Genomic DNA, 16824 nt, shown 5'->3' with positions numbered 1-16824 from the left:
GGGGCCGCACGGCCGAAAGGCGCCCTTGAGGCGTGAAGCCGTGCGGCCCGAGACTCCCCCACAGCGCCGGCCCAGGGCCGCGCCTCACGGGTCCGACACCCCACTGCGGGCCCCCGATTCCCCTCTGGAGGAACGAAAAGTGAGGATCAAGCGCACCACCCCCACGAGAACCCGCAACATCCGGATGCTCGCCGTCGCGACCGGCCTCGCCGCCGCCGCGGCGCTCGCCGTCCCCACCGCGAACGCCGACTCGGCCGCCCGGGCGGGCACCTTCGGTACCACCCAGCTCGCCGCCGCGAGCGACGCCGTCCTCGCCGCCGACGTGGCGGGCACCGCCTGGCACACCGACGCCGCCACCGGGAAGGTGGTCGTCACCGTCGACTCCACCGTCTCCCAGGCCGAGATAGCCAAGATCAAGCGCCAGGCCGGCGCCAACGCCGGCGCGCTGAAGATCGAGCGCACGCCCGGCAGGTTCACCAAGCTGATCTCCGGCGGCGACGCGGTCTACGCCAGCAGCTGGCGCTGCTCGCTCGGCTTCAACGTCAAGGACAGCGCGGGGAACTACTACTTCCTCACCGCCGGTCACTGCACCGACGGCGCCGGCACCTGGTACTCCAACTCCGGCCGGACCACGGTGCTCGGCAGCACCTCCGGATCCAGCTTCCCGAACAACGACTACGGCATCGTGCGCTACACCAACAGCACGGTGACCAAGTCCGGCACCGTCGGCAGCGTCGACATCACCAGCGCCGCCAACGCCACCGTCGGCATGTCGGTGACCCGCCGCGGCTCCACCACCGGCACCCACAGCGGCTCGGTGACCGGCCTCAACGCCACGGTGAACTACGGCGGCGGCGACATCGTCTACGGCATGATCCGCACCAACGTCTGCGCCGAGCCCGGCGACTCCGGCGGCCCGCTCTACTCCGGCAGCCGTGCCATCGGCCTCACCTCGGGCGGCAGCGGCAACTGCTCCTCGGGCGGCACCACGTTCTTCCAGCCGGTGACGGAGGCGCTGAGCGCGTACGGCGTGAGCGTCTACTGACCCGTCCCGCGGACCGACCCTCCCCGGTCGGGCACTCCCGTCCCTCCGGCCGCCGCGCCCGCGGCGGCCGGAGGGACGGCCGTTTCGCCCTCCGGCCGCCGCTTCAGCGAGGACATCACCAGGGTGACGACCGAGCCGACGACCGCCCAGGCCGACAGGACCAGCATCGAGGCGGTCATGTCGTGGCCCTTGAAGTACGCGATCGAGCGCGCCGCCCAGGTGCCCGCGCCCGGCGGCAGGGCCGGGCCGATCGCGTTCCAGAACGGCGGCAGCATCGGCAGCGGGAAGGCGCCGCCGGCGCTGGGATTGCCGGCGACGACGACGAGGAGGATCGCCAGGCCGATGCCGACGATCCCGAAGACCGACTGCAGGGCGAGGGTGGTGGCGCCGACCGCGAAGACCACCAGGGTGCCCAGCCCCCACAGCGCGGCGACGCCGCCGGGCAAGGCGCCGAGGATCGGGCCGACGATGACCGCGCCGCCGAGGCCGCCGAGGACCGCGTAGAGCGCGAGCACCCCGAGCCGGATGATCGCCCGCTCCCGGTTGGCGGGCCGGGAACCCGCGCTGATCGCCAGGATCGCGGCGCAGATGTAGCCGCCGACGCACCAGCCGACGACCAGGTAGAAGGCCGAGAGGCCGTCGAAGTCCTGGGCGGAGGCGGGGGCCACGTCGACGGTCTTCACGGTGCGCTGCTCGGCCGCCTCCACCTGCGTGAACATGCGCTCCAGGGCGGAGGAGAGCACGGTGCCGCCGCCGGAGGCGACGAGCAGGGTGTCGGTGCGGCCTCCCGGGTCGACGATCAGGGCGCCGTCGATGTCCCGGTTCATGATCTGCCGCCTCGCCTCGGCCTCGCTCGCCACCGTCCGCGGGTCGAGCGGCTCGCCGGGCAGCTTCTCGAGGCGTCCCATCAGGGTGGCGGAGACCTGCTGGGGGGCGACCACCCCGAAGGGCACGTCCTTCGGTTTCGGGTTGTGCAGGGCTCCGACGTACGAGGCGATGAACAGCAGCTGGAGGGCGAACACGCCGACGACCAGCAGGGCTGCTCGGGGGGTGACGGCGCTCTTCAGTTCGTCGACGAGACTCATGCCCCCACGCTCGGGGGCGGGGACCGTCCGCGCAGGCGGGCCTGGGCCGAACGGCTGACGCGCCACGGTTATCGTACGGGCGTTCGAAATGCGTTACGCTGGATCCGAGGGGGTGGAACGTACGTACGAATTCGAGCGGAAGTGCGGGAGGTGCGCATGTCGGGGTTCACGCATCTGCACACCGCGTCGGGCTTCTCGCTGCGCTACGGCGCCTCCCACCCCGCCCGCCTGGCCGAGCGCGCCGCGGAGCGGGGCATGGACGCCCTCGCCCTGACCGACCGCGACACCGTCGCCGGCACCGTCCGCTTCGCGAAGGCGTGCGCCAAGGCGGGTGTCCGTCCCCTGTTCGGCGTGGACCTGGCCTATGCGCCGGCGGCCGGTCCGTCCGGTGACGCGCGGACCTCCGCCCGGCGCTCGCCGGTGCGCGGCGGGGCGTTCGTCGACGAGTCCGCGCCCCGGGCCGTCCTCCTCGCCCGGTCCCGCGCCGGCTGGGCCGAGCTCTGCGCGCTCGTCACCGCCGCCCACGCCCACGCCGGCGAGGGGCAGCCCGTGCTGCCCTGGGCCGCCCATCGCGGCGAGGAGCTCTTCGTGCTGCTCGGGCCCGGCTCCGACGTCGGGCGCGCCCTCGTCGCCGGCCGCCCCGACCGGGCCGCGCGACTGCTCGTGCCCTGGCGCGAGCGGTACGGGGACGCCCTGTGCCTGGAGGTCGTGCACCACGGGCGCACCGGCACCGGGCCCGGCTCGCTGCGGCTCGCCGCCCGCACCGTCGGCTTCGCCGCCGAGCAGGGCGTCCGGCCGGTGCTCGGCAACGAGGTGCGGTACGCCGACCCCGGCCAGGGCCCCGTCGCCGACGTGCTCGACTCCGCCCGCCGCCTCGTCCCCATCGACCCCCGGGGTGCGGGGCTCGACAGCGGCGAGGCCTGGCTCAAGGGGCCCGCCGACATGCTGGCCGCCGCCGAGCGGGTGGTCGAGGCCGCGGGCTTCCGCCGGGACGCCGCGCACCGGCTCCTGGAGCGGACCGAGGAGGTCGCCGCCGCCTGTCTGGTCGACCCCGAGGACGACCTCGGCATGGGCTCCGCCCACTTCCCCGAACCGCACCTGGTCGGCGCGGCCCACCGCACCGCCCAGCGCGTGCTGGCCTCCCGGGCCGCCGCCGGCATGGTCCTGAAGGGCTACGACCGCCGCCCCGACCGGCGCGTCTACTGGGACCGGATGCACCACGAGCTGGACATCATCGCCCACCACGGCTTCGCCAGCTACTTCCTCACCGTCGCCCGGGTCGTGGACGACGTCCGGGAGATGGGCATCCGGGTGGCCGCCCGCGGCTCCGGCGCCGGCTCCCTCGTCAACCACCTCCTCGGCATCGCCCACGCCGACCCGGTCGAGCACAACCTGCTGATGGAACGCTTCCTGTCCAAGCGCCGCACCGAGCTGCCCGACATCGACATCGACGTGGAGTCCGCCCGCCGGCTCGAGGTCTACCGGGCGATCATCGGCCGCTTCGGCGCCGAACGGGTCGCCACCGTCGCCATGCCCGAGACCTACCGGGTCCGCCACGCCGTACGGGACGTGGGCGCCGCCCTGTCCATGGACCCGGCCGAGACCGACCGGATCGCCAAGGCCTTCCCGCACATCCGCGCCCGGGACGCCCGCGCCGCCCTCGCCGAACTGCCCGAACTGCGCGGGATCGCGGAGGAGACCCGGGGCCGCGAGAAGTTCTGGGAGCTGGTCGAGGCCCTCGACGCGCTGCCCCGCGGCATCGCCATGCACCCCTGCGGCGTGCTCCTCTCGGACGCCTCGCTGCTCACCCGCACCCCCGTCGTGCCCACCAGCGGCGAGGGCCTGCCCATGGCGCAGTTCGACAAGGACGACGTGGAGGACCTCGGGCTGCTCAAGCTCGACGTCCTCGGCGTGCGGATGCAGTCCGCGATGGCGCACGCCGTCGCCGAGGTCGAGCGCGCCACCGGCACCCGCCCGGACATCGACGCGATCCCGCCCGGCGACCCCGACACGTACCGGCTGATCCGCTCCACCGAGACCCTCGGCTGCTTCCAGATCGAGTCGCCCGGCCAGCGCGACCTGGTGGGCCGGCTCCAGCCCGAGACCCTCCACGACCTCGTCGTCGACATCTCGCTCTTCCGGCCGGGACCGGTCGCGGCCGACATGGTCCGCCCCTTCATCGCCGCCCGGCACGGCCGCGCCCCGGTCCGCTACCCGCACCCCGACCTGGAGGAGGCGCTGAAGGAGACGTACGGAGTCGTCGTCTTCCACGAACAGATCATCGAGATCCTGCGCGTCATGACCGGCTGCGGCCGCGACGAGGCCGACCAGGCCCGCCGCGGGCTCTCCCATCCCGAGGCGCAGGGGCGGGTGAAGGCATGGTTCGCCGAGCTGGCGAAGCGGAGGGGGTACGAGGACGAGGTCGTCGCCCGTACCTGGGAGATCGTCGAGGCCTTCGGCTCGTACGGCTTCTGCAAGGCGCACGCGGTGGCCTTCGCCGTGCCGACCTACCAGTCGGCCTGGCTCAAGACCCACCACCCGGCCGCCTTCTACGCGGGACTGCTCACCCACGACCCCGGCATGTACCCCAAGCGGCTGCTGCTCGCGGACGCCCGACGGCGCGGGGTGCCCGTGCTGCCGCTGGACGTGAACCGGTCGGCGGTCGCCCACCGTATCGAACTGGTGTCCGATCGTGGTGAGGAGAGGTGGGGGCTGCGGCTCGGCCTCACCGACGTCCACGGCATCAGCGAGGCCGAGAGCGCCCGCATCGAGGCCGGGCAGCCCTACGCCTCCCTGCTCGACTTCTGGGAGCGGGCCCGCCCGCGCAAACCCGTCGCCGAACGGCTCGCCCAGGTCGGCGCGCTCGACGCGTTCGGCGCCAACCGGCGCGACCTGCTGCTCCACCTGACCGAACTCCACCGCCTCCAGCGCGGAGCCGCCTCCTACGGAGGCCAGCTCCCCCTCGCCCAGGGGAAGAAGACCGCGCCCGTCGGCCTGCCCGACCTCGACGAGACCGAACGGCTCAGCGCCGAGCTCGGCATCCTCGGGATGGACGCCTCCCGCCACCTCATGGGCGACCACCAGGCCTTCCTGCGCGAACTCGGCGTGGTCTCCGCCCAGCGGCTGCGCTCGGCCAGGCACGGCCAGACCGTCCTGGTCGCCGGGGCCAAGGCGGCCACCCAGACCCCGCCGATCCGCTCCGGCAAGCGGGTCATCTTCACCACCCTCGACGACGGCACCGGCCTGGTCGACCTCGCCTTCTTCGACGACTCCCACGCGGCCTGCGCCCACACCGTCTTCCACTCCTGGCTGCTGCTCGTCCGGGGCGTGGTGCAGCGCCGCGGCCCGCGCAGCCTCAGCGTGGTCGGCTCCGCCGCCTGGAACCTCGCCGAGCTCGCCGAACTGCGGGCGGAGGGCGGCCTGGAGGCGGTGGGGGAGCGGCTGGCCGAACAGCCGGAGACCGGGACTCCGGAAGAGGGCGACACCGGCCGCCGGATCACCCTGTCCACCGGCTACGCGATGAACCCCTGGGCCGACCTCCGGCCGGCCGGGGAAGGCGCCGCGACACCGTCGCGGAAGCTCTGGCACAGCAGTCCGGGGAGCGCGGGATGATCCTCTGCGTACGGTTCAGGATGGAGCCCATGGGCGAAGTGATGCTCCCTCGGCTGCTCGACCTGCTGCGGGAGTTCACCCCGGTCGTCGAGGCCGCCCCGCCCGGCGAGGCGCTCGCCGACGTGCGCGGCGCGCTGCGCTACTTCGGCTGGAGCCCGGCCGAACTCGCCTCCGTCGTCCGGGTCAGGGCGCTCGCCCTGTACGGGATCGACTGCGTGATCGGCGCGGGCCCCAACCCGATGCTGGCCCGGATGGCGGCCCGTGAGGCCCGGCCGGGCGCCACCCTGGTCGTCGAGGACCCGGCGGCCTTCCTGCGCGACCGCCCGGTCGTCGCCCTCGACGGCGTCGGCCGCGCCACCGCCCGCACCCTGTGCGGCTACGGCCTCGACTCCGTCGGCCGGGTCGCGGACGCGCCGCTCGCCGTGCTCCAGCGGCTGGTCGGCGCCAAGGCGGGCCGGGAGCTCTGGGAGCGGGCGCGGGGCATCGACCGCGCCCCCGTCGTCCCCGGCGAGGTCTCCCGTTCTCTCGCGGCCGAACGCTCCTTCCCGCACGACGAGTTGGACACCGGCGAGCACCGCAGGGCGCTGCTCTCGCTCACCGAGGAGCTGGGCGCCCGGATGCGGACCGAGGGACAGGTCTGCCGCTCCCTGACGGTGACCGTGCGCTACGCGGACCGCACCACGTCCGGCCGCACCCGGACGCTGCGCGAACCGACCGCGCACTCCACCGAGCTCACCGCGCTCGCGTACGCGATCCACGCCTCCTTCGGGCTCCAGCGGGCCCGGGTCCGCGGCATCGCGCTGCGCGCCGAGGGTCTGGCGCCCGCCGAGGGCGCCGCGCACCAGCTGACCTTCGACCCGGCGGACGACAAGGCCCGGCGGATCGAGGAGGTGGCGGACCGGGCCCGGGCGAAGTTCGGGCCGCGGGCGGTGCTGCCGGGCTCGCTGGCGGCGTGAGCGGGACGCCGGGCGGAGAGATCACCCGCGAGCGCGACACACGACTTTTTACCGACGCGTAACTTCCCCCTGAACGCTACCCGTGCGTAGCTTGGCGGGAAGCGCATCCCCACTTGTGGTCCGGACCGCAGGGCGTACAGCAACTCGTTCTTCGAGACTCCCCTTGAGCCGCAAGGAGATCGCCCGATGCTGTCCCGGAACCTCTGGAAGCACGCCGTCAGAGCACTGTCCGTACTGCTCCTGACCGTCGCCGCCACCCTCGCCCCCACCGCGTCCGCCCAGGCCGACACCGCCGGATCCGCCCCCAGCCGCGGCTGGAACGACTTCTCCTGCAAGCCCTCCGCCGCCCACCCCCGCCCGGTGGTCCTCGTCCACGGCACCTTCGGCAACTCCGTCGACAACTGGCTGGTCCTCGCGCCCTATCTGGTCAACCGGGGCTACTGCGTCTTCTCCCTGGACTACGGGCAGTTGCCGAACGTGCCGTTCTTCCACGGCCTCGGCCCCGTCGCCGACTCCGCCGGACAGCTCGACGCCTACGTCGACCGGGTCCTCGCCGCCACCGGTGCCCCCGAGGCGGACCTCGTCGGCCACTCGCAGGGCGGCATGATGCCCCGCTACTACCTCAAGTTCCTCGGCGGCGCCGAGAAGGTGAACGCCCTCGTCGGCATCGCCCCCGACAACCACGGCACCACCCTGCTCGGCCTCACCGGGCTCCTGCCGTACTTCCCCGGCGCCGAGGACCTGATCAGCGCGAACACCCCGGGCCTCGCCGACCAGATCGCCGGCTCGGCGTTCCTCACCAAGCTCAACGAGGGTGGCGACACGGTGCCCGGCGTGCGCTACCACGTCATCGCGACCCAGTACGACCAGGTCGTCACGCCGTACCGCTCGCAGTTCCTGTCCGGCCCGAACGTCACCAACGTCCTCATCCAGGACCGGTGCGCGCTCGACCTGTCCGAGCACGTGGCGATCGGGACGGTGGACCGGGTCACGTTCCACGAGGTGGCCAACGCCCTCGACCCGGCCCACGCGACCCCGACCACCTGCCTCTCGGCGATCGGCTAGCGCCTCTCGGTCCTAGCGTCGGGACCCGGTCGACCTGCGGCGGGCCGTCGTGAACAGCACGACCGCGCCGAGCCCCAGAACGGCGGCGCCGCCCATGGCCAGATACGGGGTGGCGGCGTCGCCCCCGGTCTCCGCGAGCTCCTCGCCCTTCGCCTCCGGCGCGTTCGGGGCGGCGGTGGTGCTCGGTGCGGTGGTGCTCGGTGCGGCGGTGGTGCTCGGAGCGGCGGTCGTGGGGGCGGTCGTGGTGTGCCCGCCGTGCCCGGCGTGCCCCGCGGTGGACCGCGCGGTCGGCGCATCGGCCGGCGCGCTGGGCTCCGGAGCCCCCGTCGGGGAGGTGTCCTGCCCGAAGACCACGTCCGAGCAGGTGTAGAACGCCTCGGGGGAGTCGGAGCGCTGCCAGACCGAGTAGATCAGGTGGCGCCCCGACCTCTTCGGCACCGTGCCCGTGAAGACGTAGTCGCCGTTCTCCATCCGGGGGTCGGTCACCGTGGCGAACGGCTTCTCCTCCAGGTCCGCCCACCTCAGCGGCTTCGACGGGTCGTAGCCGTCCTTCGTCACGTACAGCGCGAAGGACCCCTTGTGCGGCGCGGTCCCCTTGTAACGGAAGGTGTGCGGGCCGGAGTTCATCCGGCTCGCCGGCCAGTCCGTCCTGGCCAGGTCGAGCCCCCGGTACTTCGCGTTCCCGGCGCTGCACAGCTCGCCGTCCGGGATCAGCTCGCGGTGCCTCCCGGCCGCGTTCGCGATGTTCACCCCGTTCCAGTCGTAGAACGCCTGGGTCCCGCTCGCGGCCACCGCCGCCCCGCACGCCGCCGAATCCGGACTCTCCGGTCCCTCCGCGAAACAGCCCGCGACCCGGCTGACGGGATCGGTCATCGACCCGTGGGCGACGGCGGCGGGCGCGGCGGCGAACCCGGACAGGAGCAGCGCGGCGGTGGCGGCGGTGGTGGCCGAGGCGGCGGCCGTACGGCGTGCGGTCATGGGGGGACGACTCCTTCACGAGGGTGGGGCGTGGGGGGTTGCCCAGCAAACTAGCCCTCGGAAAAGGCGCATTCGGGTCGCGGGACCGGCCACGGGCGATCCTTATGGTCGCGTTAAGGAGTCTCTAAGCAGCACCACAGACAGCGCCGCCCGGCCCCCGGCCGTCCGCCCTCAGCCCACCCGCCGGTAGCGCCGCTCCGGCCGCCCCGTGCCCCCGTACCGCAGCGTGACCTCCGCGCGGCCCGTCTCCGCGAAGTACTCCAGATAGCGGCGGGCGCTGACCCGGGAGAGCGATCCCGCCTCCGCGCACTCGGAGGCCGACAGGCCCTCCGGATGGGATCGCAGGACCGAGTCGACCAGCTCCGCCGTGTGCGCGGCCAGGCCCTTGGGAAGCTCGCGGGAGCCGCGGGGACGCGTGCCGAAGATCTGGTCGACGTCCTCCTGGCGGGCCTCCGCCGCCGCCAGCTCGTCCAGCCGGCCCTGCAGCGAGGCCACGTGCCGCAGCTGCTCCCGCAGGGCCGCCTGGCTGAAGGGCTTGATCAGATAGTGCAGGGCCCCGGCCCGCAGCGCCGAGCGGATCGTGTCGACGTCCCGCGCCGCCGTGATGAACAGCGCGTCCATGGACAGACCGGCCGCCCGCAACTCGCGCAGCACCGCGATCCCGTCCATGTCGGGCAGGAAGATGTCGAGCAGCACCAGATCGGGCCGCAGCCGGTGCGCGGCCCGCAGCGCCTCGGCGCCGCTGTGCGCGACACCGGCCACCTCGAAGCCCGGCACCGCCGACACATAGCGGCAGTGCAGCCTGGCCACCATGAAGTCGTCGTCGACCACCAGCACCTTCGTCACGCCGCCAAGGTAGGACGCGACCACAACGACCACAACGTCCGTTGATTGCGGAAGCGAGACAGCTTCTTAACGCGCAGGCAACATGTGGGCCACCTCACACCTCCACCCCTACCCACCGAGAGGCGGCACCCTTGCGCCTGCGCACCCCCCTCGCCCTGCTCGGGGCGGCCCTGCTCGTGCTCGTGGGACCGCCGCTGCTCACCCCCGGCAGCGGCGACTCCGACACCGGCACCCGGATACCCGGCCTGCGCTTCATGGTCCCCAACACGCCCGGCGGCGGTTACGACATCACCGCCCGCACCGCGGCCAAGAACGCCGAGGACGCCGGGCTCACCTCCGACATCGAGGTCTTCAACCTGCCCGGCGCCGGCGGCACCGTCGGCCTCACCCGGCTCGTCGGCGAGCACGGCAACGGCAGGCTGGCCATGTCCATGGGCCTCGGCGTCGTCGGAGCCGTCCACACCAACAAGACCCCGAAGACCCTCGCCGACACCACCCCGATCGCCCGGCTCACCATGGAGCAGGGCATCGTCGTGGTCGGCAAGGACTCCCCGTACAAGACCCTCCAGGACCTCCTCGCCGCCTGGCGGAAGAACCCCGGCAAGCTGCCCGTCGGCGGCGGCTCCTCGCCAGGCGGACCCGACCACCTGGCCCCCATGCTGATGGCCCGCGCCGCCGGCATCGCACCGAAGAGCGTCAACTACGTGCCCTTCGACGGCGGCGGCGAGCTGCTCGCCTCGATCCTCGGCGACAAGGTCGCCTTCGGCGTCTCCGGCGTCGGCGAGTACCTCGACCAGATCAGGTCCGGCGAGCTCCGGCTGCTCGCCGTCACCGGCGCCGAGCGCGTCCCCGGCCTGGACGCCCCCACCCTGCGCGAGGCGGGGCTCGACACCGAGTTCATCAACTGGCGCGGCATCGTCGCCCCGCCCGGCCTCACCGACGCCGAACGCGACAAGCTCGTCGGCCTCGTCACCGAACTGCACGACTCCCCGCAGTGGCGTGAGTCGCTGAAGACCCACGGCTGGAACGACGCCTTCCTGCCCGGCGAGGAGTTCGGCACCTTCCTCACCGAGCAGGACGAGCAGGTCGGCTCCGTCCTGAAGGAGCTGGGACTGTGAACACCACGACCACGGAGAACACCGCGGAGAAGAAGTCCTGGCTGCGCGAGCACTCCGAGCTGGGCGTCGGCGTCGTCCTCCTGCTCCTCGGCGTCCTCGTCCTCACCGACGCCCTCACCATGAGCGTCGACCTCGCCCAGCGCGGCCCCGTCGGCCCCCGCACCGTCCCCGTCGTCGTCGGCGCCGGCCTGCTCGTCGTCGCCGTGCTCCTCGCGGTCGACGTGCTGCGCGGCGGCCGCGGCGAGGCCGAGGGAGGCGAGGACGTCGACCTGGCCGAGCCGGGCGACTGGCGCACCGTCCTCCTCCTCGCCGGTGTCTTCCTCGGCTTCGCCGTCCTCATCGGCCCCGTCGGCTTCCCCGTCGCCGGCGCCCTGCTCTTCTGGGGCGCGGCCTACGCCCTCGGCAGCCGCCACCTCCACCGCGATCCGCTGATCGCCGCCGCGCTCTCCCTGCTCACCTACGTCGTCTTCGACAACCTCCTCGGAGTCCCGCTGCCCGGCGGCCCGCTGATGGGAGTGCTCTGACCCATGGACTCTCTGAACTCCCTGCTCGACGGGTTCGGCACCGCGCTGACCCCGATGAACCTGCTCTGGGCCGCCGTCGGCGTCCTCCTCGGCACCGCCATCGGCGTGCTGCCCGGCATCGGCCCCGCCATGGCGGTCGCCCTGCTGCTCCCCGTCACGTACGGACTCGAACCGACCGGCGCCTTCATCATGTTCGCCGGCATCTACTACGGCGCGATGTTCGGCGGCTCCACCACCTCGATCCTGCTCAACACCCCCGGGGAGAGCGCGGCGGTGGTCGCCGCCATCGAGGGCAACCCCATGGCCAAGGCGGGCCGCGGCGCCCAGGCGCTCGCCGCGGCCGCCGTCGGCCACTTCGCCGGCGGCCTGGCCGGCACGATCCTGCTGGTCGCCCTCGCCCCGACCGTCGCCGCGCTCGCCGTCGACATCGGCGCGCCCGACTACTTCGCCCTGATGGTCCTCGCCTTCATCGCGGTGACCTCGGTCCTCGGCTCCTCCCGGATCCGCGGCCTGGCCTCCCTGCTCATCGGCCTCACCCTCGGCCTGGTCGGCCTCGACCAGATGACCGGACAGCAGCGCCTCACCTTCGGCTCGCTCCAGCTCGCCGACGGCATCGACGTCGTCATCGTCGCGGTCGGCCTGTTCGCCATCGGCGAGGCCCTGTGGGTCGCCGCCCATCTGCGCCGCACCGCCGCCGCGCCCATCCCGGTCGGCCGGCCCTGGCTCGGCCGGGACGACGTCAGGCGCACCTGGAAGGCCTGGCTGCGCGGGCCGCTCATCGGCTTCCCGTTCGGCGCGATCCCGGCCGGCGGCGCCGAGATCCCCACCTTCCTGTCGTACGTCACCGAGAAGCGCCTCTCGAAGCACAAGGACCAGTTCGGCAAGGGCGCCATCGAGGGCGTCGCGGGCCCCGAGTCCGCCGCCTCCGCCTCCGCCGCCGGCACCCTCGTGTCCATGCTCACCCTCGGTCTGCCGACGACCGCCGTCGCCGCGGTGATGCTGGCCGCCTTCCAGCAGTACGGCATCCAGCCCGGCCCGCTGCTCTTCGAGCGCGAACCCGACCTGGTCTGGGGCCTCATCGCCTCGCTCTTCGTCGGCATGGTGCTGCTGCTCGCGCTCAACCTGCCGCTCGCGCCGCTGTGGGCCCGACTGCTCCGCATCCCCCGCCCGTACCTCTACGCCGGCATCCTGTTCTTCGCCGCCGTGGGCGCGTACGCGGTCGGCGGCGAGGCCCTCGACCTGGTGATCCTGCTGGTCATCGGCCTCATCGGCTTCGGGATGCGGCGCTACGGACTGCCCGTCCTGCCCGCCGTCATCGGCGTCATCCTCGGCCCGGCGGCCGAGCAGCAACTGCGCCGCGCCCTCCAGATCAGCGACGGCTCGCCCGCGGGCCTGGTCGACACGCCGTTCTCGGTGACGGTGTACGCGGTGGTCGTGATCCTGCTGGCCTGGCCCCTGCTGAGGAAGGTGATCGGCCGCCGCCGTAGCGTGTCGGCATGATCCACGAGACGCCCCGCCCCGCCGTCGTCGCCGACGTGCCCGCCGTGAAGGCCGTGACCGACGCGGCCTTCCACCACTACATCGAGCGGATCGGCCTCGTGCCGGCCCCGATGGAGTACGACCACGCGGCGAACGTGGCCGCGGGGCGGGTGTTCGTCGTCGGCGAGCCGGTGGCCGGCCTCGTCGTGGTGGTCCCCGAGGCCGACCACCTCTACCTCGACGAGATCGCCGTCCACCCCGACGCCCAGGGCACCGGCCTCGGCCGCGTCCTGATGACCTGGGTCGAGGACCGGGCGCGGGAGCTCGGGCTGCCGGAGGTGCGACTCCTCACCAACGCGATGATGTGGGAGAACCAGGAGATGTACGCGCGGTACGGGTACGAGGTCACCGAGCGCCGGCAGGAAGGCCCGTACGACCGTATTCATTACCGCAAAGTGCTCAACTCGCCCCCGATGGGGTGAGTTTCGGACATTGGGCGGCTTGATCCGATATCCCTGGCGGGCAGCACCCCACCCCCACCCGAAGGGAAACCCCACCGATGCGTGTTCGCCTCGCCCTCGCCGGCGCCCTGCTGGCCACCGCCGCCGCCACCGCCCCGACCGCCCACGCCGGAGCGGGCGACGGCCTGTCCGTCGACCCGCAGGGGACCGTCGCCGAGGACGGCACGGTCACCCTCTCCGGTTCCTACCGCTGCATGGACGACAGCGCGGGTCCGGTCTTCGTCAGCTCCACGCTGATCCAGGGGGGCCGCTCCGCCGGCATCGGCGGCACCCGGGCCCTGTGCGACGGAGTGGTCCACGGGTGGACCAACAGCGCCGTCGTGAAGGAGCCGGGCTACCGGGCGGGCGAGGCCCGGGTGGAGGCCACGCTGATGCAGCTCACCCCCCAGGGCTCGCTCGGCCTGCCGCTGCCCGCCTTCCTCGCCACCCAGGAGTCGGATGTCACGCTCGGCTGAGCAGCCGGACGATCCCGTCCCGGCCGAGGCCCTCCAGCTCGTCGAGGGCGAGCGAGGCCCGCTCGGCCGCCTCCGGGTCCGAGGCGGCTAGCCCGCTCGCCGCGAACTCGTCCTCGTCGAGCCGCAGCACCTCGCCGCCGTCCGCCGACACCCACAGATCCAGGTCCAGGTCCTCGACCACGACCGCGGTGCCGTCGACGGCGGCCGGCCGGGTCACGTCGCAGTACCAGCCCTTGAGCGTGCCGTCACCGGAGCGGACCTCCTTCACCGCGTACCACCGGTCGCGCCAGTAGTGCTCGGTGAAGACGTCGCCCGGCTCGAAGCGCACGAAGCCGAAGTCCCGGACGCCCTCGGCGGCCCACGGCGCGCGGACCGTCAGCCGCACCCCGTCGTCGGCGACGAGCTCGGCCGGATAGCGGATCTTGGTGCGTCCCGCCTTGACGAGCGTGATCTCGACCGCCGGCTCAGCCGAGGGTGCGGACATGGCGTACCTCCGTCGCGACGATGTCGTATCCGAACCACCGGTTGACGGCCAGCATCGGCGCGTTGGCGGCGTCGTTCCCGGTGAGGGCCTCGGTGCGGCCGGCCGCGCGGGCCCGGTGCAGCGAGTCGTTCTTCACGAGCTTGGCCAGCCCACGGCCCCGGTGGGCGGGGTGGGTGCCGGTCATGCCCGAGCCGTAGCGGCCCTGACCGTCGGTGCGGGCCGCGCTGAACGCCACCGGGCGGCCGTCGACCACGGCCACCGTGGTGAGCTCGCGGTCCAGCAGCGGATGGTTCCAGGTGGACGCCAGCCAGTGCGCGTAGTCGTCAAGCACGGCGGCCACGTCACCCGGCTCGTCCGCCGTGGTCACCGCGTCCAGCTCGAACAGCGGGCGCGGGTCGGCGGCGAAGTCGGCCGCGGTGCGCAGCTCGACACCGGCGGGCGGCGCCTGGAGCGGCGGCAGCTCGGCCGTGGTCAGGTCGAGCCGCAGGAAGTGGGCGGAACGGCTCGGCGCGTAGCCGTGCTTCTCCGCGAAGGCGCGCGGGGCCGGCTCGTCCAGGACCCAGCTGTACAGGGTCGTCGCCCCGGCCGCCGCCAGGTGCTCCTCGGCCGCGCGCAGCAGCAGCGCGCCGGCGCCGAGCCGTACGTGGTCGGGGTGGACGAAGACGTTGACAAGAGCGCCGCCCTGCGCGGGCGACTCGTGGGCGAGCGACACCTCCGCCGTGCCGACGGCCTCGCCGTCGATCTCGGCGATCAGCGGGCGGGCGCGGGCGTCGGGATGGGCGTGCGCCAGGTCGTACGCCACCTGGGGGCCGGTCGCGAGCATCCAGGGCAGTGCGGCGCGCCGTACCCGGGCGAAGCCCTCGGCGTCCCGCGGGTCCTCGGGCCGTACGTCGCGGACGATCACAGTCATGGCTCCGCACGCTATGCGGCGGACGGGCGCGACCGCCTCCCATTTTCCCGTGGGCCGGGTGCACAATCGGGCGGTGACGCTTCGAATCAGCGTGGATGCCCGTTCCACCACCGCTCCTTACGAACAACTGCGCGCCCAGATCTCGGAGAGCGCCCGTTCCGGCGAGCTGCCCGTCGGCTTCAAGCTCCCGACGGTACGCGGCCTCGCGGAGGACCTCGGGCTCGCGGCGAACACGGTCGCCAAGGCGTACAAGGCCCTGGAGGCGGACGGCGTGATCGAGACCCGCGGCCGCAACGGCACCTTCGTCGCCGCGGCCTCCGACGCGGCCTCCCGGCTGGCGGCGACCGCCGCCGCCACGTACGCGACGGAGGCCCGCCGGCTCGGTCTGACGCGGGAACAGGCGGAGACGGCGGTCGCGCAGGCGCTGCGGGCGACGTACGACGCCTGACGGCGCGTACGCCGCCGGGAGAGCGAGAGGTCAGAGGTAGAGGCCCGCGTCGGCCGAGCGCGGCTCCGGCATGTCGACGCCCGGCGTCCCGCGGCGCAGCGCGAACAGCTCCGCCAGCGTGGCGCCGTCCCGGCCCACGCCCTCCTCGCGGCCCAGCCAGGTCACCGCCTCGGGCCGGGTCAGACGGCCCACCTCGACACGGGCCAGGCAGCGGCCGGGGCGGACCACGGCGGGGTGGAGGCGCTCCAGGTCCTCGTTGGTGGTGACGGCCACCAGGACGTTGCGGCCCTGGCCGAGCAGACCGTCCGTCAGGTTGAGCAGCCGGGACAGCGCCTGGCCCGCCGTGTGCTTGGCCTCGCCCCGGATCAGCTCGTCGCAGTCCTCCAGGAGCAGCAGCCGCCAGCGCCCCTGGGGGGTGCCCTCGTCCTCGCCGATCGCGATGTCCATCAGATAGCCGACGTCGCTGAAGAGCCGTTCCGGGTCGAGCACGCAGTCGACCTGGCACCAGTCCCGCCAGGAGCGGGCCAGGGTGCGCAGGGCGGAGGTCTTGCCGGTGCCGGGCGGGCCGTGGAGCAGCAGCAGCCGGCCCGTGATGTCGTCCGGGGTGACGGCCATCAGCCGGTCCATCGCCTCGGCGACCGGCGCCGTGTAGTTGGGCCGGATCTCCTCCCAGGTGCCGGCGCCGATCCGGCGGGTGGTGCGGTGCGGGCCGCGCCGGGGCGACACGTACCAGAAGCCCATCGTGACGTTCTCCGGCTGGGGCTCCGGCTCGTCCTTCGCGCCGTCGGTGGCCTCCTTGAGGACCCGCTCGGCGAGTTCGGGGTCGGTGGCCGTGACGGTGACGTCGGCGCCCCGGCTCCAGCGGGAGACGAGCAGGGTCCAGCCCTCGCCCTCGGCGAGCACGGCGCTGCGGTCGTCGTCCTTCGCGGCCCGCAGCAGCCTGGCGCCGGAGGGCAGCAGGGTCGCCGACGGCTTCACCCGGTCCAGGCTGGTGCTGTGCGAGTGCGGCTGCTCGCCGGTGGCGAAGCGGCCGAGGAACAGCGCGTCGACGACGTCCGACGGCGAGTCGCTGTCGTCGACGTTGAGCCGGATCGGCAGCGCGTGCCGGGGATCCGCCGGTACCTCTGGGGTGGCTGACATGCCGTCCATGATCCGGCACGGTCGCATCGGACGCACGGCTTTTTGAACGTGGCGCGAGTGGCGTGATTTCGACGGTTTCTGAGGGCAATTCAGGGGAACACGCAAACGATTCTTGGCATGGACACTTCCAGAGGGCCGGGTCCGCTGCTACTACCTGG

At 73.5% G+C, this 16824-nt stretch carries 16 protein-coding genes; 10 read left to right on the top strand and 6 right to left on the bottom strand.

Features of this window, described 5'->3' with window-relative positions; translation table 11 throughout:
- The first annotated feature begins 139 nt into the window (after positions 1 to 139).
- Positions 140 to 1045, top strand: coding sequence for a S1 family peptidase (locus ACFY7C_RS33045; RefSeq protein ID WP_389657947.1), 906 nt, complete (start codon positions 140 to 142; stop codon positions 1043 to 1045).
- Here ACFY7C_RS33045 and ACFY7C_RS33040 read toward each other — a convergent pair.
- Complete coding sequence (locus ACFY7C_RS33040; RefSeq protein WP_389657944.1) at positions 1039 to 2130, bottom strand: DUF3533 domain-containing protein; 1092 nt, start codon at positions 2128 to 2130, stop codon at positions 1039 to 1041. The genes ACFY7C_RS33045 and ACFY7C_RS33040 overlap by 7 nt on opposite strands.
- Positions 2131 to 2286: 156 nt before the next feature.
- On the opposite strand from ACFY7C_RS33040, the gene ACFY7C_RS33035 reads away from it, so the two are divergent.
- The 3 genes from ACFY7C_RS33035 (at position 2287) to ACFY7C_RS33025 (ending at position 7763) form a co-directional block, all read left to right on the top strand.
- Positions 2287 to 5742 carry a DNA polymerase III subunit alpha gene (locus ACFY7C_RS33035; protein ID WP_389657941.1) on the top strand — a complete coding sequence of 1152 codons (3456 nt, stop codon included), beginning with the start codon at positions 2287 to 2289 and terminating at the stop codon, positions 5740 to 5742.
- Positions 5739 to 6698: a hypothetical protein gene (locus ACFY7C_RS33030; protein WP_389657938.1), complete on the top strand. Its 960-nt coding sequence runs from the start codon at positions 5739 to 5741 to the stop codon at positions 6696 to 6698. The genes ACFY7C_RS33035 and ACFY7C_RS33030 overlap by 4 nt, the downstream gene beginning before the upstream one ends.
- 186 nt (positions 6699 to 6884) lie before the next feature.
- On the top strand, positions 6885 to 7763 hold the full coding sequence (locus ACFY7C_RS33025; protein WP_389657935.1) for an esterase/lipase family protein: 879 nt from the start codon (positions 6885 to 6887) through the stop codon (positions 7761 to 7763).
- A gap of 12 nt (positions 7764 to 7775) precedes the next feature.
- On the opposite strand, the gene ACFY7C_RS33020 is transcribed toward ACFY7C_RS33025, so the two are convergent.
- Both ACFY7C_RS33020 and ACFY7C_RS33015 read right to left on the bottom strand, forming a co-directional pair.
- The gene (locus ACFY7C_RS33020) at positions 7776 to 8741 is read right to left on the bottom strand and encodes a lytic polysaccharide monooxygenase (protein ID WP_389657932.1); all 966 of its coding nucleotides are present in this window, start codon (positions 8739 to 8741) and stop codon (positions 7776 to 7778) included.
- A 171-nt stretch (positions 8742 to 8912) separates the two neighbouring features.
- A complete protein-coding gene (locus ACFY7C_RS33015; protein WP_389657929.1) occupies positions 8913 to 9587 on the bottom strand; it encodes a response regulator in 675 nt (224 codons plus the stop codon).
- Positions 9588 to 9718: 131 nt separating this feature from the next.
- On the opposite strand from ACFY7C_RS33015, the gene ACFY7C_RS33010 reads away from it, so the two are divergent.
- The 5 genes from ACFY7C_RS33010 to ACFY7C_RS32990 all read left to right on the top strand — a co-directional run bounded on the left by ACFY7C_RS33010 (position 9719) and on the right by ACFY7C_RS32990 (position 13684).
- Positions 9719 to 10705, top strand: a complete 987-nt coding sequence (locus ACFY7C_RS33010) for a Bug family tripartite tricarboxylate transporter substrate binding protein (protein WP_389657926.1) — start codon at positions 9719 to 9721, stop codon at positions 10703 to 10705.
- Positions 10702 to 11229 (top strand): tripartite tricarboxylate transporter TctB family protein, encoded by a 528-nt coding sequence (locus tag ACFY7C_RS33005; RefSeq protein WP_389657923.1) that lies wholly within the window; start codon positions 10702 to 10704, stop codon positions 11227 to 11229. Before ACFY7C_RS33010 ends, ACFY7C_RS33005 begins: the two co-directional genes overlap by 4 nt.
- A gap of 3 nt (positions 11230 to 11232) precedes the next feature.
- Positions 11233 to 12729: a tripartite tricarboxylate transporter permease gene (locus ACFY7C_RS33000; protein WP_389657920.1), complete on the top strand. Its 1497-nt coding sequence runs from the start codon at positions 11233 to 11235 to the stop codon at positions 12727 to 12729.
- On the top strand, positions 12726 to 13190 hold the full coding sequence (locus tag ACFY7C_RS32995; RefSeq protein ID WP_389657917.1) for a GNAT family N-acetyltransferase: 465 nt from the start codon (positions 12726 to 12728) through the stop codon (positions 13188 to 13190). The genes ACFY7C_RS33000 and ACFY7C_RS32995 overlap by 4 nt, the downstream gene beginning before the upstream one ends.
- A gap of 77 nt (positions 13191 to 13267) precedes the next feature.
- Positions 13268 to 13684 carry a DUF6299 family protein gene (locus ACFY7C_RS32990; protein ID WP_389657914.1) on the top strand — a complete coding sequence of 139 codons (417 nt, stop codon included), beginning with the start codon at positions 13268 to 13270 and terminating at the stop codon, positions 13682 to 13684.
- On the opposite strand, the gene ACFY7C_RS32985 is transcribed toward ACFY7C_RS32990, so the two are convergent.
- A complete protein-coding gene (locus ACFY7C_RS32985) occupies positions 13671 to 14168 on the bottom strand; it encodes a DUF402 domain-containing protein (RefSeq protein WP_389657911.1) in 498 nt (165 codons plus the stop codon). The genes ACFY7C_RS32990 and ACFY7C_RS32985 overlap by 14 nt on opposite strands.
- Positions 14149 to 15078 (bottom strand): GNAT family N-acetyltransferase, encoded by a 930-nt coding sequence (locus tag ACFY7C_RS32980; protein ID WP_389657908.1) that lies wholly within the window; start codon positions 15076 to 15078, stop codon positions 14149 to 14151. The genes ACFY7C_RS32985 and ACFY7C_RS32980 overlap by 20 nt, the downstream gene beginning before the upstream one ends.
- A 73-nt stretch (positions 15079 to 15151) precedes the next feature.
- Between ACFY7C_RS32980 and ACFY7C_RS32975 the strand changes: the two genes are divergently transcribed.
- Entirely contained in the window at positions 15152 to 15526 is a 375-nt protein-coding gene (locus ACFY7C_RS32975) for a GntR family transcriptional regulator (protein ID WP_389657905.1), read from the top strand.
- Between the two features lie 30 nt (positions 15527 to 15556).
- Here ACFY7C_RS32975 and ACFY7C_RS32970 read toward each other — a convergent pair whose 3' ends face one another.
- Positions 15557 to 16675 carry a DUF5925 domain-containing protein gene (locus ACFY7C_RS32970; RefSeq protein WP_389657902.1) on the bottom strand — a complete coding sequence of 373 codons (1119 nt, stop codon included), beginning with the start codon at positions 16673 to 16675 and terminating at the stop codon, positions 15557 to 15559.
- Positions 16676 to 16824 lie beyond the last annotated feature (149 nt).

Source organism: Streptomyces sp. NPDC012769 (assembly GCF_042901205.1).
GTDB lineage: Bacteria > Actinomycetota > Actinomycetes > Streptomycetales > Streptomycetaceae > Streptomyces.
Note: the sequence above shows the minus strand (reverse complement) of the source record. Positions and strands in the feature narration are given on the sequence as shown.

Bases quoted from the DNA above. Each gene is read 5' to 3' on its own strand.
- ACFY7C_RS33040 (WP_389657944.1), bottom strand. From the start codon at position 2,130: ATGAGTCTCGTCGACGAACTGAAGAGCGCCGTCACCCCCCGAGCAGCC.
- ACFY7C_RS33035 (WP_389657941.1), top strand. From the start codon at position 2,287: ATGTCGGGGTTCACGCATCTGCACACCGCGTCGGGCTTCTCGCTGCGC.
- ACFY7C_RS33030 (WP_389657938.1), top strand. From the start codon at position 5,739: ATGATCCTCTGCGTACGGTTCAGGATGGAGCCCATGGGCGAAGTGATG.
- ACFY7C_RS33025 (WP_389657935.1), top strand. From the start codon at position 6,885: ATGCTGTCCCGGAACCTCTGGAAGCACGCCGTCAGAGCACTGTCCGTA.
- ACFY7C_RS33020 (WP_389657932.1), bottom strand. From the start codon at position 8,741: ATGACCGCACGCCGTACGGCCGCCGCCTCGGCCACCACCGCCGCCACC.
- ACFY7C_RS33000 (WP_389657920.1), top strand. From the start codon at position 11,233: ATGGACTCTCTGAACTCCCTGCTCGACGGGTTCGGCACCGCGCTGACC.
- ACFY7C_RS32995 (WP_389657917.1), top strand. From the start codon at position 12,726: ATGATCCACGAGACGCCCCGCCCCGCCGTCGTCGCCGACGTGCCCGCC.
- ACFY7C_RS32990 (WP_389657914.1), top strand. From the start codon at position 13,268: ATGCGTGTTCGCCTCGCCCTCGCCGGCGCCCTGCTGGCCACCGCCGCC.
- ACFY7C_RS32985 (WP_389657911.1), bottom strand. From the start codon at position 14,168: ATGTCCGCACCCTCGGCTGAGCCGGCGGTCGAGATCACGCTCGTCAAG.
- ACFY7C_RS32980 (WP_389657908.1), bottom strand. From the start codon at position 15,078: ATGACTGTGATCGTCCGCGACGTACGGCCCGAGGACCCGCGGGACGCC.
- ACFY7C_RS32970 (WP_389657902.1), bottom strand. From the start codon at position 16,675: ATGGACGGCATGTCAGCCACCCCAGAGGTACCGGCGGATCCCCGGCAC.